Here is a 13,617-nt window from a genome sequence, read left to right as displayed (position 1 = left end):
CTGTGCCATTGTAAAAGTCCTTATGTCAGCTGCGGAGCAGGAAGCACCGGTGAGAATATTACTGATTTTGCCGTTTGACAGGACTTACCGCTACCGGAAAAGCGCGTTTTCCGTGGCGATCAGCTATGCCCCGCTGACCCTTATCACCCTCGCCGCCCTGGTTCCCCCGCATCTGAATGCCGAACTGACCCTTTGTGATGAAGGCGTTTCCCCGCCGGTCACTGCCGGGGATTTTGATCTGGTGGTGATCACCGCCACCGCCTCCTCTTCCCCCCGCGCCTATGCGCTGTGCCGCTACTGGCGCGAACGCGGGGCAAGAACCGCAATGGGCGGCGCACACGTCACACTGCAGCCGGATGAAGCCGCACAGCATGCCGATACCGTCCTTATCGGCGCCGGTGAACTCATCTGGCCCCGGTTTCTGCAGGATATGGCTGACGGACATCCGCAGCCGCGTTATCAGCACCGCTCTGAGCGCGGCTTTCTGCCGATGCCGGTGCCGCGCCATGATCTGCTGCCGTCCCGCGCCTATATGAATATCGCCACTATTATTGCCGACCGTGGTTGTCCGCTTGCCTGTGAATTCTGTTCAGTGCAGCATCAGTGGGGACGAAAAGGCACCGCACGTCCGGTGGCAGATGTGATTAACGAGATAAAACAGAGCGGCAGACAGCGCTGGATATTCCTCGACCCTAATCTGTACGCCGACCGGCAGTACAGTCTGGAACTGTTCCGGGCACTGATCCCGCTGAAAATCCGCTGGTCGGGACTGGCGACCCTCAATGTGACGGATGACGACGAGGTTTTCCGGGCGATGTGTGACAGCGGCTGCGAAGGGCTGCTTATCGGGCTGGAAAACCTCAGTCAGCAGACCATGACAGCCACCGGCAAGAATTGTAACCAGGTCAGCGAATACCGCCGTCAGATCCGGCGGCTGCGCGATAACCGGATTGCCGCACTCGGCTGTTTTGTGCTCGGGTTTGATCAAGACACCCCGGAGAGCATCCGCGATACGATACGGCAGATCCCGTCTCTCGGGCTGGATCTGGTGCGTTTTTCTGTCCTCACTCCGCTGCCGGGTACACGACTGTGGCAGCGAATGGCGGAAAACGGCCGCTTAATCACACAGGACCTGAGCCTGTATGACAACGAGCATGTGGTTTTTCAGCCGCAAAATATGTCACCGGAAACCCTGCAATCCTTACTGCACGAGGCCTGGCGGGAAACATACCGTCTGACGGCCATTCTGCGCCGGGTATTACACCGTCCGGGCAGCCGTTTTATCCGCCTGGCGGCCAATCTCGGCTTCCGGCTGTACGCCCGCCGGTTACGCCATGAAAAAAGCGGGCTGTTCAACCCAGCAATAGTGACGAATAACACAAGGAAAACAGACTGATGCGTCTTTTACTCAACAGTATTCTGCTGGTTTTTTCGATGACTGCGGCAGCGGCCTGTTTATGGGGAGTGAGCCATCTCGCCTGGTATTATGCTCTGCCTGCCCTGATCGGTTTTATGCTGATTAATAACATGCCGTTCGCTATTCTGCATGAAGCGGTACATGGCGTGGCCGCCCGCACTGCCGCCGGTAACCGCGCCATCGGGATTATTGCCGCGTGGGCGTTTCCGACTTCTTTTACCCTGCAGCGCCGTGCGCATCTGAATCACCATAAAAATAACCGGACAGATAAAGAGCTGTATGATTATTACCTGCCAGACCAGCCGCGCTGGCTGCGCAATATCTGGATGTACGGCGGCAATCTGCTCGGCCTGTACTATTTTTGCGTACTGCTGGGCAATCTTCTCTGGTTTATTGCTCCGGGCGTGTACCGTTCACGGGTGTTTGTCACCAAAATCGCCCCGGCACTGGGGTTCGGGTCACAGGTGCAGGAACTGGCAAAACTGCCGCCGCTGACCATCTGGAGTGAACTGCTCGGTGCATTTCTCTGGCAGGCACTGCTGTTTTGGGCGCTGGACTTAAGTGCGGCCGGTTATCTGCTCTGCCTGTGGGCTTTTGCGCTGCACTGGTCGGCCCTGCAATATGCGGATCACGCCTGGAGCCGCCGCGATGTGATGAACGGTGCGTGGAACCTGAAAGTACTGCCGATCTCCCGCTGGCTGGCGCTGAATTATCACTGCCATCTCGCGCACCACCAGCACCCGCAGGCACCGTGGTATGAACTGCCGTCGCTGGTGGATGACCAGCCGCGTCCGACCTTCTGGCGTGTCTATTTCACTATGTGGCGCTATGGTGTACGCCCTGCCCCGCAGATGGGTGCGGCAGCGGATCTGGATTTTCTGTTTCCGCCGGAAAAATAAACTGTTTTCATTATTTTATTAATAAATCTGCCGGTTAAGTACAACGGTGATAACGGGCAGAATAACGAAAAGCATCCGCGCCATGGATGGCGCGGCTGAGCTTACAGGGATGTATTTACAGCGTCTTTTCGTTTTGCCCGTTATCAGCCGCCTCCGGTTCCGCAAAGAAATGCCGGTTTTATTTCTTATCTGTAGCCATTTCCGGTTTTACCGCACTTTTACGGCGAAACAGCACAATACCGGCCAGCAAACCAATCACCAGACCACCCGCTCCGTACATCATGCCCTGTAAGGCATTGCGGGTTTCATTCAGCAGCGGGTTATCCGTGAAATCGGTACCGATATGGATAGTGCGGATTTTCCAGGCGCCGTCCTCAAGCGCAACCGTCGCTGTCCAGCGGGTCGGAAAATCGTAGGTACGGCCGTCACTCAGCTGATATTTTTCCATCCCTTTACCGTAGGCGACACCCCAGGTTTTATCCGGGGATAACTCCGTCACCACATCAGCATTAAAACTGATATTCAGTTTTTTCAGGAATTTATCCGGCCCGAACCAGGATTCAAAATACGGTTTTATTGCTGCTTTGCCGGAGATAAACTCCTGGGTGATGGGCGTGGCACGCAGATTTTCACTCATCACCGGCAGCATTTTGTCATAATCACCGCTGTTGATAGCATTTTCCACGGTACCGATCACCTGCCGCAGTTCATCATGGATAGCGCCGTCCTCTTCTCCGGGCTGTGCATACACCGAAAAACTGAATATCATTAACGCACTGATAATTATCCTTTTCATCATTATTTCCTCATCATATATGAAACCGTTACCGCCAACAGCAGGCCGGTGACCACATCCGCCACATGGTGCTGATGAACCAGCAGCACAGACAGTACAATCAGCACCAGCCACAACAGAAACAACAGTGTCAGCCCGCGTCCGGTATGGCGGATAATGGCCAGCACCGCCGCGCACGACCAGGCCACATGCAGGGACGGCACCAGATTATGCGGATGATCCAGCGCAAACAGTGTCGTGTACATCGTCCGGTACAGCGGCGATTCCGGTACCTGGCGGACAAAACCGAGCTGTGCCGGAAACAGAAAAAAGATCACGCCGCCCAGTAATGTCATCACCATAAAGGTGAGTGCCAGTTGCCGGTGCTCCCGGCGCGGCAGAAACAAAACCGGCATCAGAATAATCAGGTAAAACGAGCAGTACACCCAGATAAAACCGGGCACAAACGGGATGTGAAGTTCAGCCGGAAACCACAGGCTATACAGGCTGTCGCGCCCGGCCGTATATGCATTCATCAGCGGGTAAACCGTGAAAAACACCACGCTGACCGGAATACACCACAGCAGATAACTGATCACCCGGCGGGAAAAAGAATCCGGATCGGTATTCATTCATCCCCCTTATTTTAAACCAAAACGCATCCGGTGTTTTTTATGCACCTCTTTGCGGAATAACAGGGTATAACGCCAGAAAGTTGCCATCCGCGATAAGGATTGCAGCGTCAGACGCAAATCAGAAAAACGGCGGATAATCGACGGCACACTGTTAAAACGGCTGCGTGCGGCATGGCACAATTCTGTCAGCGTTTCCGGGCTCATATTTGCAGGCTGAAAGGCGGCCTGATTAAAACGGTATTCCGGATGCAACCACCATTTGCCGTCAAACAACAGGCGGTTTTCCTGCGCCAGCTGCTGATACAGCGGTGTGTTCGGGTACGGCATCAGAATGTTATAGGCGGCGAACGCAAAGCGGTTTTTCAGGGCGAATGCCACGGTATCTTCCACGGTTTCTGCCGTATCGTGGTCATACCCCAGGGTAAACGCCGCCCAGGTCTGCAATCCGAAGTCCCGTAATACCGAAATTTCCTCACGATACTGTGAAAATGTCCGCATATTCGGCGATTTTCGCGCATCACGCAGACTGTCCGGGTTGATGGATTCAAATCCCATCACATTACCCCAGCAGCCGCTCTGCTGTAACAGCGACATCAGACGGCGGTTACGGGTCATATCCAGGCTTGCCTGGCTTATCCAGCGCACATTCAGCGGGATCAGCGCACTGCACAGCTCACTCAGCTCGCGGTGATCAGACGCGATATTGTCATCAACAAAAAAGATAAATTTCGGTTTCTGTGTTTCTATCTCCCGCACCACTTCATCGATCCGGCGGATATAGTGCTGCCGCCCGAAATAACGGCTGACCGCACAGAAACGGCAGGCGAAGCGACAGCCGCGGGTAAACTGCATCAGGCTGATCGGCAGATAGCCTTTTCCCCGGAAGATATCCCGGCGCGGCAGACAGCCGCACAGATTATGATCGACCTGGCCGACTCCGGCAGGAGCATCATAGCGCGGCTTCAGGCGGCCTTTCTCCGCATCACGGATCATCTCTGTCCAGCGGGTTTCCGCGTCACCGGTAAAAATACTGTCACAATGCTGCGCCACTTCCTCCGGCAGCAGTGTGGCGTGGATCCCGCCCATCACCACCCGCACATCACGGGCCCTGTATTCCGCCGCAATCTCATAAGCGCGGCGGGCGGTAAACGTTTCGACCGTAATAGCGACCAGATCCGCCGGTTCATCATAAGGAATGGCTTCCATCCGATCATCATACAGCACCACTTCCACATCCGGTGGCGTCAGACCTGCGAGAACACCGAGCATCAGCGGCTCCATCCGCCCCTCATCCACATACAGACTGTGCTCCTGACGGCCGATATTCGGTTTAATCAGTATCAGTTTCACTCTTTTTCTCCCGGGCGTTTTCCCTGCTTGCGGGCGATATCCCGGTGCGAGGCAATATTGTAAAGCCAGGCAACCAGCAGCGTGCGCCAGCCGCTCCGGCTGCCGGAACGGCACAGACGCCGGATAACGGACGCATAACGGTAAAAGCGGGTGCGGGCATAAAAACATCCGGCAGCCAGTTCTGCGGTGCTCATTCCGCCCGGCCGGAAAGCCGGTTCGCCGTAGCGGAAATCCGGGTCAAGCCACCAGGCCGGATAAATCAGCCGTCCTTCAGCCTCCAGCCGGGCATACAACGCCGTGCCGGGGGTCGGGATCAGCAGGTTAAAATTGGCAATCGCCAGTTTGTTACTCTCCGCAAACGCTAGTGTGCTGCGGATGGTCTCCGGCGTGTCTTCGTCATAGCCGAAAATAAAAGTGCCGTAGACACAGATACCACGCCGGTACAGCGCCGCCAGTACGGCAGCATAATCATCCGCCGTATGGCTGCGGGATTTTCCCATCCGCCTCAGCGTGGTTTCATTCAGGCTTTCAAAGCCGATCAGCACGAAGCAGCAGCCGGCGGCGGCCAGTTTATCCAGTATTTCCTCATTACGGGCGATATCGATACTTATCTGGCATCCCCAGCGGCGTTTCAGCGGTGTGAGCATCGCCAGCAACTCATTCAGCGCCCGCTTACCGGCAAAAAGATTGTCATCCACAAAAATCAGAAAGCGCTTTGCAGGCAGAGATAAAATTTCATCCCGCATCTCATCAACCGGCCGGGTACGCACACCTTCCGGATAAAATGCATGGATAGAGCAAAAATCACAGGCAAACCGGCAGCCGCGCGAGAACTGCACCAGCGACACCGGCGCGTAGCGTTTACCCTCAAAAATGGTGCGGTCAAGACGGTAACCGGCAAGCGGGCGGTCATGCGCGCCCCGGTAACGGGGTTTCAGCGCATTCTGTTCACAATCCGCCAGCATCTGTTCCCACGCCCCTTCCGCATCACCGAGCAGCACGCTGTCCGCATGCTGCAGTGCTTCATCCGGCATAAAAGTGACGTGGCAGCCGCCCATCACCACGGTTTTTCCCTGACGGCGGAACCGGTCAGCCAGCTGATAACTGCGCTGTGCCGTGAACGTTTCCACCGAAATGGCGATCAGATCCGCATCAGGCAGTGATTCCGGGATGTTATCCAGCCGGTCATCATAAAATGTGACCCGGTGCCCAGGCGACAGGGCAGCCAGGATACCGATCGCCAATGGTGTCATAGCATCTTTCGTGCGGTAATCCCCCATGTTCGGGTAGATCAGCACGATATTCACAGCAGCGCTATCTCCGGCCAGACAATGCGGCCGTCCCACTGTGGTGCGGCAGTCAGATCGACGCCGTAAATCCGGGTGCGGTAAACGGATGCCCCGGTGCGTTTAATCACATCATTAGTGCAGATATGCCCCGGCGGCAGCCCGACGGTCATAACCGGGGTGGTGCAGTGCAACAGCGCTTCCTCAATCAGATCAGGCAGTTTGGTATCATCGGTACAGGCCAGGAATGACAGGAAACTCTGCGGAACCACTTCCCCCGCCGCCGGCATCTGCGGCCGCCGGGTCATTCCGGCAAAAGCGTTGTAAAGCGGGCGCAGCATTTTCATTCTGCCGGAGTAACCGGCCACAATAACCTGTTTGAAAGCACGCTGATCCCAGAGCATACCGCAGGCCACCAGTTGCCCGTTCTGATAACTGCCGAGCACCGTAATACCGGTTTGCTGCATCGCTTTCAGGTTCAGCGCCGGTGCCAGCTGACGGGAAGCGGATTCCTGTGCAAAGAAACGGATGACATCGGTGTAATCCTCCGGCGGCACCACTTTCCACAGTCCTCTGTCTTTGCCTCTGCTTTTGCTGATCGCCAGCGTGCTCATGCTGCTCAGAAAACGGTAGAGCGGCAGTCCTTCCACGCCCCGCTCCAGCAGGCGCCGGGCCAGTAAATTATTCTCCGCAATACTGGTATAACAGTGATCCGGTGTCGGCAGCTGGCGCAGATAAGAAAATCCGGCCTGTAACACTTTCAGGTGATTACGGTATTTCGGCACAATACGCAGACTGCCGAGATAACCCATCCGCGCTTCTTCGCCGTTAACCCAGCCGCTCTGTATGCTCAGCTGGCACATGCCGACCAGGGTATCACCGTCTCTTGCCAGTGCCGGATAGACTTCACCGAAATCATCCCTCGGAGAAAAATAACCGGGCCGCCGGGTCATCACCAGCTCCCAGTCCCCCTGCATGGCATTATCTTCAAGGAGCCTGAGTAAATCCGCGATATGCTCCGTTGTCGCGTCAATAACCTCTATCATTTAACCTCTGCTAATTTACCCTGCCAATTCTCATCACCGAGCGGATAGCCGTTGCGGCAGCTGATTTCACGGTGATGCAGCCAGTTAATCGGGAAATAGTTACGAAACATAAAGAAATCGCCCCGGTTACGCCAGCTGCGCTGAAGAATCGAGCGTGAACTGTAAAATGCCTTCCTTGCTGAGAGGCACCCCTGCGTTACTGCCTCCGGAGACAGCTGTGCCGGACTGAACGGCAGTTCGTTGTAACGGTAATGATCATCGAGCCACCAGTGCTCAAAGCGCAGGCGGTTTTCCTGCGCCAGCCGCGCATAAAGCGGCGTTCCCGGAAACGGCGTCATATGGTTGAATGCCGCGATATACATACTCTGTTCGCGGGCGTAAGCCACCGCCTCGCCGAATGAGTCCGGGGTATCATGGTCATAGCCGAACACAAATGTGCCGTAAACGGCGATATGATGGCGGCGCAGGTTAGCCAGTGCCTGACTGTAGCCGCCTTTCATGGTGTTAAAACCTTTTTTCATCTGCCGCAGATTGGCTTCATTCAGGGATTCAAAGCCAATCAGCACGCCCCGGCAACCAGCCTGTGACAGCGCGCGGACAAATTCCTCATCATGTGCGGCATCAATACTCATCTGGGTCACCCAGCGGATCCCGGCTTTCGCCAGTGCCGGCAGAAACTCGCGGCTTTCCCGTAGGCTGCCCGCGAAATTATCATCCACAAAGAAAAACAGATTTTTTGTGCCTTTGAGACCCGCCAGTTCCCTCAGCACATGATCCGGATCGCGCCGCCGGTAACGCTGCTGATAGAACGACTGCACCGCACAGAATTCACAGTGGAAACGGCAGCCGCGCCCGGTTTCCACCAGCCCTATCGGCAGATAACGTTTTCCCGCGAACAGGCTGCGATCAACACGGATACTGCGCAGATCAGTCTGTGTTCCGTGATATTCCCGCTGCAGTGTGCCGTGGCGTAAATCATCAATCATGGTTTCCCAGACTGATTCCGCCTCTCCGGTGATAATGACATCCGCAAAGCGTTTCACTTCCTCCGGCATCAGCGTGGCGTGAAACCCGCCCATCAGCACCGGCACACCGCGCTTTCTGTACTCACTGGCTATCTGATAGGCCCGCTTCGCGGTATAGGTTTCAACTGAAATTGAGATCAGATCTGCCGGTTCATCAAACGGGATCAGCTCCAGACGATCGTCGTAAAACCGTGTTTCAATATCCACCGGTGTCAGCCCTTTCAGTGCCGCGACCGGCAGAGGCTCCATCTGCCAGGATCGCAGATAGGTTTCGCCGCGCCGGTGGCCGATCGCCGGATGAATAAATGTCAGCCGCATCAGTGGCTGCCCGACTTCGCCGGACGGTGTTCAACCGGCCAGTCACAGGTGTAATACTGATGCAGGTGATGCGCATAGAAGCGGTAACCCAGGTTTGCCGTCAGCGCCAGCGGTTTAAAGTTACGCGCCTGCCACAGCCGCTTCGCGATGCTGCGGTAACGGTACACTTTTTTCCAGGCGCGTTCGTGACCCAGTTCCAGCTCATGCGCACTCATCAGCGCCGGGCGGAATACCACATGTTGCGCGTCATACAGCGACCAGTCCGTGGTTAAAATCCGCTGTTCTTCCTCAAGGCGCTTAAACAGCGACGTGCCCGGGAACGGTGTCAGCACTGAGAAACGTGGTAAATCAATCCCGGCATCGATAGCCAGATCCACCGTACGGTCAAACACATCAGTGGTGTCGTGATCCAGACCGAATACAAAACATCCCTGAATCGCAATTCCCAGCCGGTGCAGGTCACCAATCAATTCTTTATAATCCACCGAGCCGTTAAATTTCTTCCCGGCATCTTTCAGGCTGCCGTCACTGACCGTTTCCAGCCCCAGCAGCAGCCCTTTGCAGCCGCTGCGGGCCATCAGCTCCATCAGTTCGTGGTTATGAGCTATCAGCACGGTGGATAAACCGAACCACTGAATATTCAGCGGGATCAGTGCGGTAAACAGCCGTTTGGCATAACCGATATCCGACACCAGGTTCAGATCAACAAATATTACTTTCCGTTTACCGGTACGCGCCACATAACGGTGGATATCTTCAACCACCCACTCCACCGGATGCTGAAACTGCTTACGCCCCCAGGCACTCGGTGCAACACAGAACTCACAGTTGTGAGCACAGGAGCGTGTCGCTTCAAAAACCCCCTGGGTGAGAAAATGCTTTGCATCAAACCGTTCGCGTTCCGGAAACGGCAAGTCCGGGATATCAAGCGTGAAATCCGCGCCCTGACGGTATTCACGCTGCATATTACCCGCCATAAAATCACGGATAAGCTGCGGCCAGCTCTGCTCGGAATAGCCGGTGCAGACCGTATCGGCGTGCTGCAGCGCCTCCTGCGGCAGCAGTGTGACATGCGGCCCGCCGAGCACGACGGGGATATTTTTCGCCCGCATCTGTGCCGCCAGTTCATAGGCGCGCGGCGCATTCCCCGTGATCACCGTCATCGCCACCAGATCTGCCGTGAAATCCTCCGGCAGTTCCTCAATACTTTCATCAATCAGGCGGATATTAACCGGCAGGGATTTCGGCACCAGTGCGGAAAGGGTGGTCAGCGTCAGCGGCTGATAACGCAGCGAGCGTTTGAAAATCCCGCCCCGTTTGCGGTACAGCGGCCCTTTCGGTGAAAGCAGCACCAGATCCAGCGGCCGCTGCGGCGTATAAACAGTCTGTGTCATCACGGAAACTCCCTGATCTCAAACATGGCACGCCAGTCAGACGAGGTCAGCAATGCCGGGATTTTAATCTCCCCCAGCCGCTTTCCCCGTTGAAGCTGCCGGTGAAAATAGTGCTCCGCCGGCTGATGCAGGCGGAGGAATGTCAGCGGTTTAAGCTGTCCGATACGGCGGGCGTAGTGATACTGCGGATTGGTGCACAGATACTGCTCAGTTTCCTCACAATATGCCTGTGCCTGTGTCTCAGTGCAGGTATCGCTGAGCAGCAGCACATAGCCCTGCTCATCCGCTGCCAGTACAGCAAAATTCTGCGATGGCGGTAAACCGGCACAAACGAACGACTCGGTCAGTTTTTCTCCGACCAAATCACTGCATATACCCTCACGCCCGCAAAAACGCAGCTGCGGCAGCCCTTCCGGCGTGTGGCCGGTACACAGAACCAGATCATCGGTCTGATAGCGGTACAGCCCGCTATTCGTGGTGACAATCACACTGTATGTTTCACCGGACAGCAATTCATCCGCCAAATATATCTGCCCGTTATCCCGGCGGAATTCATAGAAATTACTGTCTGCACTCAGTTGCGGGTCACCGCAGTCAGACGGAACGGTGATCACCGCCTCGGTGGAGAGCAGCCCTTTGCCCTGAAGTGTCACGCCGGGAAAGCGCGTCATCAGCGCCTGTGCCGGTGAGGCGGACGCAGCCTGATCCCAGCAGCTGATCAGCGCCAGCTGCGGCCATAACAGCGCGGTATTCTGTTCCCGCAGATAACGCCGGTAACGTACCAGCGCCGCCGGGTCAGCACTCAGCGAATGTCCGGCAATTTCCCCGCCGTCGCGCAGCAGTGCAGAAATCTCAGCCTGCCGGGTATCAAGAGCCGTGAGCAGCGGAAATAAAAACACCGGGCTCCAGACGGAGATCAGACGTAAATCCGGGCATTGCAGCAGATAAATCAGGGTCAGCAACTGCCAGTCTGCCGCATCCTCAACCTGCGCCAGTGTCAGCGGCACAGCCGATAATTCACTGAATGCCGCCAGATTATCCGCCCCCAGATAGAGCGCATCACCACCACCGACAGTAATACCGCAGGGCGTTTTTGTCATCCGCGTCACTGCCGGGCTGAGCGCCCAGTAAACATGACCGGAGGTCAGATCAAAACGGCGGGTCACATCCCGCAGCCAGCCGGTGACAGCAAGACGGAAATCGGTTAACCCGGCAGAAGTATAAGGCAGCAGTTTGCCGCCGCTGTGACTGCCGCCGGTCAGCTCAAATGCCGTGACCGGTGCACTGCACAGCAGATTTTCTTCCCCGGCCGTCATGCGGGTGATAAAGGAGCTGAGGTCAGAATAGGTTGTCAGAGGGACGTTCTGCTGATAGTCCGCCACTGATTTTACAGCGGAAAAATGATACCGCTGCCCGTATTCACACGCCGCATTTGCGGCCAGACAGGCGGATAACCAGCGGAACTGTCTTTCGCGCAGAGAGCCCAGCGGCGCAACAGATGGCATCCCGGCACGGAAATGCTGCCAGGCATTATCCATAGCAGAACTCAACATCGGGTTCTTCAAACAGTGACTGATAACGTTTAGCCACATTATCAGGAGAGACTTCACACAGGCAGACCAGTTCATGGCCGCAGACATAGTGCGGGTTTTTGTGCAGGAAAAATGCAACATCCGGTTTGCTGCGCTGCGCGTCAGTGACCGTTGCCATTGTGCGGTTCAGATAGCCAAACGCCGACGGGCATTCCACCACGCCGCGGGCCGGGTTATAGAGTGAGCCGAATTTATCTTTCGCCAGTTCCGCCGCCAGCCGTGCCAGTTCCGGTTCTTTGACATTACCGTTCCAGTGCGGATAAAAGGTCTGCGCCAGCGTGCTCATATACCGGTAAGTGCGCACGCCCTTCACCAGCAGGAACCAGAACACCCGTTCGCCGGGATATTCACTGCGCAAAAGCGCAATACGCCGCAGCCAGGCACCGTGCAGCGTCTGCTGCTTCCAGTGGGCGGGATGCACAATTGTGTCGCCGGAATAGACAATCCGGTGTCCGCGGAACGGATAAAACTGCAGGGTACTGAACCCGGCCATTTCATCCCCTGACATCAGAAACAGAACTTCCTGTTTATGATCGAGATCTGATAAAAACTGCGTACCGTCGCTGCCGGTATAATACATAAAATAGAGTGAGGCCATTTCCTGACGCTGCGCCTGTGTCAGGGTTTTTACAGGCTGAAAAAATGCGCGATACGACATTCCGCCGTCTCCTCCGGTAGATTTACCCGCACTGCCGCTTTTCCTTAAGTGGAATGCCTATCTTAGCGACCTTCATTTCAGAAACAATCAGCGATGCCTGAATCTTTGTTTAATATCATGAAAAAACATTGCATAAGCCGTTTCAGCGCCGGTGAAGAGCCCGGAGTCCGTCGGAAAAACAGCGGTTACACCAGATACCTCACCTGACAGTAAGGCTCCGGCAACAATGACTCAGCCTTCCGGACAACCGGCAATCCGTGTCAAAATCTGCCGCGCCAGGTTATCCGAATCGTTCAGTTCACCGGTAACCGCAACGCTGGACGATGGCCGGGCAGTAACCATTCCCGGTATTTATTTCCAGCGCAATATCGGCCTGAGTTTTAACGACAGAACCGGTATTCTGCACGGTACACCAACAGAATACGGTGAGTTTCCGGTGCGGGTGGTATGGGAGCTGGCACCGAAAAAACGGTTTTCCTCCGACATACACTTTGCTGTTGATCCCGGTTCACACAGCACCAGCACTACTCCCGCCCCAGCCGGTTTTCCTCCGCAATAGTCAGCTGCCGCCCCTGCCAGCATATGTGCGGGGGCATTTCCGGCAGTGCATTATTTTTTTATCATAATTATTTCTGAGCTGCCGTTATGGCAGTAAATCACCTCAAAAGTGAGGCACTGTCGCCACCCTCCCGCTTTCAGTCCTCTTATGACTCAGTCCGTAACAGGTAAACCGCCCTTCTGCGGCAGATTTTGCATCCAGTTTCCGGATAAAAAAAGGAAATAGCCGGTGATGTCTGCCTCCTGACAACGATTTCGTCCAGATAAACGGCAGCGTTTCCGGGATAAATAACCGCCCGGCACCCGCAGTCTGAGAACGGCGTAACCCTTTTACATGTTCACGGATGTAACTGACCGGTAACGTTTTTTCCGGCACAGGTAAGATCCCGCTTAACCGGATATACGGGTAAAAAGCAGCTAACCGTACAGAGAGCCCCAATTCCGCCAGAGAAGGGTAATCCCCGGCCAGCAACCGCAGACGGTTCCCCGGTGTCTGCGGCTTGCGGCAGTAATCCGGAAATGCGACAGCAACAGCACTGCTGTTTTCACCGGTTTTATTCTCTGCCAGTATCAGGTGAAGCTGCCGCCAGATTTGCTGGCGGAGAAATACTGCCGATATCAGTGCATCCGGCAAAATCGTGATTGTCTGATAAAATCGCATCCG

At 55.5% G+C, this 13,617-nt stretch carries 13 protein-coding genes; 3 read left to right on the top strand and 10 right to left on the bottom strand.

Annotation, left to right across the window (positions count from 1 at the left end; translation table 11 throughout):
- The first annotated feature begins 49 nt into the window (after positions 1-49).
- Positions 50-1,396 (top strand): radical SAM protein, encoded by a 1,347-nt coding sequence (locus X965_RS14595; RefSeq protein ID WP_253280778.1) that lies wholly within the window; start codon positions 50-52, stop codon positions 1,394-1,396.
- The gene (locus X965_RS14590; RefSeq protein ID WP_036418603.1) at positions 1,396-2,316 is read left to right on the top strand and encodes a fatty acid desaturase; all 921 of its coding nucleotides are present in this window, start codon (positions 1,396-1,398) and stop codon (positions 2,314-2,316) included. The genes X965_RS14595 and X965_RS14590 overlap by 1 nt, the downstream gene beginning before the upstream one ends.
- Positions 2,317-2,494: 178 nt before the next feature.
- On the opposite strand, the gene X965_RS14585 is transcribed toward X965_RS14590, so the two are convergent.
- The 9 genes from X965_RS14585 to X965_RS14545 are packed head-to-tail and all read right to left on the bottom strand — an operon-like array spanning position 2,495 to position 12,395.
- Positions 2,495-3,112, bottom strand: coding sequence for a nuclear transport factor 2 family protein (locus tag X965_RS14585; protein WP_036418600.1), 618 nt, complete (start codon positions 3,110-3,112; stop codon positions 2,495-2,497).
- Between the two features lie 2 nt (positions 3,113-3,114).
- The gene (locus X965_RS14580; protein ID WP_036418598.1) at positions 3,115-3,723 is read right to left on the bottom strand and encodes a phosphatase PAP2 family protein; all 609 of its coding nucleotides are present in this window, start codon (positions 3,721-3,723) and stop codon (positions 3,115-3,117) included.
- A gap of 9 nt (positions 3,724-3,732) precedes the next feature.
- The gene (locus X965_RS14575; RefSeq protein WP_036418596.1) at positions 3,733-5,076 is read right to left on the bottom strand and encodes a B12-binding domain-containing radical SAM protein; all 1,344 of its coding nucleotides are present in this window, start codon (positions 5,074-5,076) and stop codon (positions 3,733-3,735) included.
- A complete protein-coding gene (locus X965_RS14570) occupies positions 5,073-6,383 on the bottom strand; it encodes a radical SAM protein (RefSeq protein ID WP_036418594.1) in 1,311 nt (436 codons plus the stop codon). Before X965_RS14570 ends, X965_RS14575 begins: the two co-directional genes overlap by 4 nt.
- Entirely contained in the window at positions 6,380-7,408 is a 1,029-nt protein-coding gene (locus X965_RS14565; protein WP_004904268.1) for a hypothetical protein, read from the bottom strand. Before X965_RS14565 ends, X965_RS14570 begins: the two co-directional genes overlap by 4 nt.
- The gene (locus X965_RS14560) at positions 7,405-8,751 is read right to left on the bottom strand and encodes a radical SAM protein (RefSeq protein WP_036418592.1); all 1,347 of its coding nucleotides are present in this window, start codon (positions 8,749-8,751) and stop codon (positions 7,405-7,407) included. The genes X965_RS14565 and X965_RS14560 overlap by 4 nt, the downstream gene beginning before the upstream one ends.
- The gene (locus tag X965_RS14555) at positions 8,751-10,145 is read right to left on the bottom strand and encodes a B12-binding domain-containing radical SAM protein (RefSeq protein ID WP_004904265.1); all 1,395 of its coding nucleotides are present in this window, start codon (positions 10,143-10,145) and stop codon (positions 8,751-8,753) included. Before X965_RS14555 ends, X965_RS14560 begins: the two co-directional genes overlap by 1 nt.
- On the bottom strand, positions 10,145-11,698 hold the full coding sequence (locus X965_RS14550) for a GH3 auxin-responsive promoter family protein (RefSeq protein ID WP_225310058.1): 1,554 nt from the start codon (positions 11,696-11,698) through the stop codon (positions 10,145-10,147). Before X965_RS14550 ends, X965_RS14555 begins: the two co-directional genes overlap by 1 nt.
- Positions 11,676-12,395, bottom strand: coding sequence for a hypothetical protein (locus X965_RS14545; protein WP_004240699.1), 720 nt, complete (start codon positions 12,393-12,395; stop codon positions 11,676-11,678). Before X965_RS14545 ends, X965_RS14550 begins: the two co-directional genes overlap by 23 nt.
- Before the next feature lie 226 nt (positions 12,396-12,621).
- On the opposite strand from X965_RS14545, the gene X965_RS19360 reads away from it, so the two are divergent.
- Positions 12,622-12,954, top strand: a complete 333-nt coding sequence (locus tag X965_RS19360; protein WP_225310057.1) for a hypothetical protein — start codon at positions 12,622-12,624, stop codon at positions 12,952-12,954.
- Between the two features lie 102 nt (positions 12,955-13,056).
- Here X965_RS19360 and cas6f read toward each other — a convergent pair whose 3' ends face one another.
- Complete coding sequence (gene cas6f, locus X965_RS14535) at positions 13,057-13,614, bottom strand: type I-F CRISPR-associated endoribonuclease Cas6/Csy4 (RefSeq protein WP_032099201.1); 558 nt, start codon at positions 13,612-13,614, stop codon at positions 13,057-13,059.
- Positions 13,615-13,617: the final 3 nt, after the last annotated feature.

The organism is Morganella sp. EGD-HP17 (genome assembly GCF_000512315.2).
In the GTDB taxonomy this organism is placed as follows: domain Bacteria; phylum Pseudomonadota; class Gammaproteobacteria; order Enterobacterales; family Enterobacteriaceae; genus Morganella; species Morganella morganii.
Note: the sequence above shows the minus strand (reverse complement) of the source record. Positions and strands in the feature narration are given on the sequence as shown.

What these genes read in the sequence shown, in the direction of transcription:
- X965_RS14550 (WP_225310058.1), bottom strand. Translation starts at nt 11,698, where the DNA reads ATGTTGAGTTCTGCTATGGATAATGCCTGGCAGCATTTCCGTGCCGGG.
- cas6f (WP_032099201.1), bottom strand. Translation starts at nt 13,614, where the DNA reads ATGCGATTTTATCAGACAATCACGATTTTGCCGGATGCACTGATATCG.
- X965_RS19360 (WP_225310057.1), top strand. Translation starts at nt 12,622, where the DNA reads ATGACTCAGCCTTCCGGACAACCGGCAATCCGTGTCAAAATCTGCCGC.
- X965_RS14545 (WP_004240699.1), bottom strand. Translation starts at nt 12,395, where the DNA reads ATGTCGTATCGCGCATTTTTTCAGCCTGTAAAAACCCTGACACAGGCG.
- X965_RS14560 (WP_036418592.1), bottom strand. Translation starts at nt 8,751, where the DNA reads ATGCGGCTGACATTTATTCATCCGGCGATCGGCCACCGGCGCGGCGAA.
- X965_RS14565 (WP_004904268.1), bottom strand. Translation starts at nt 7,408, where the DNA reads ATGATAGAGGTTATTGACGCGACAACGGAGCATATCGCGGATTTACTC.
- X965_RS14580 (WP_036418598.1), bottom strand. Translation starts at nt 3,723, where the DNA reads ATGAATACCGATCCGGATTCTTTTTCCCGCCGGGTGATCAGTTATCTG.
- X965_RS14590 (WP_036418603.1), top strand. Translation starts at nt 1,396, where the DNA reads ATGCGTCTTTTACTCAACAGTATTCTGCTGGTTTTTTCGATGACTGCG.
- X965_RS14585 (WP_036418600.1), bottom strand. Translation starts at nt 3,112, where the DNA reads ATGAAAAGGATAATTATCAGTGCGTTAATGATATTCAGTTTTTCGGTG.
- X965_RS14555 (WP_004904265.1), bottom strand. Translation starts at nt 10,145, where the DNA reads ATGACACAGACTGTTTATACGCCGCAGCGGCCGCTGGATCTGGTGCTG.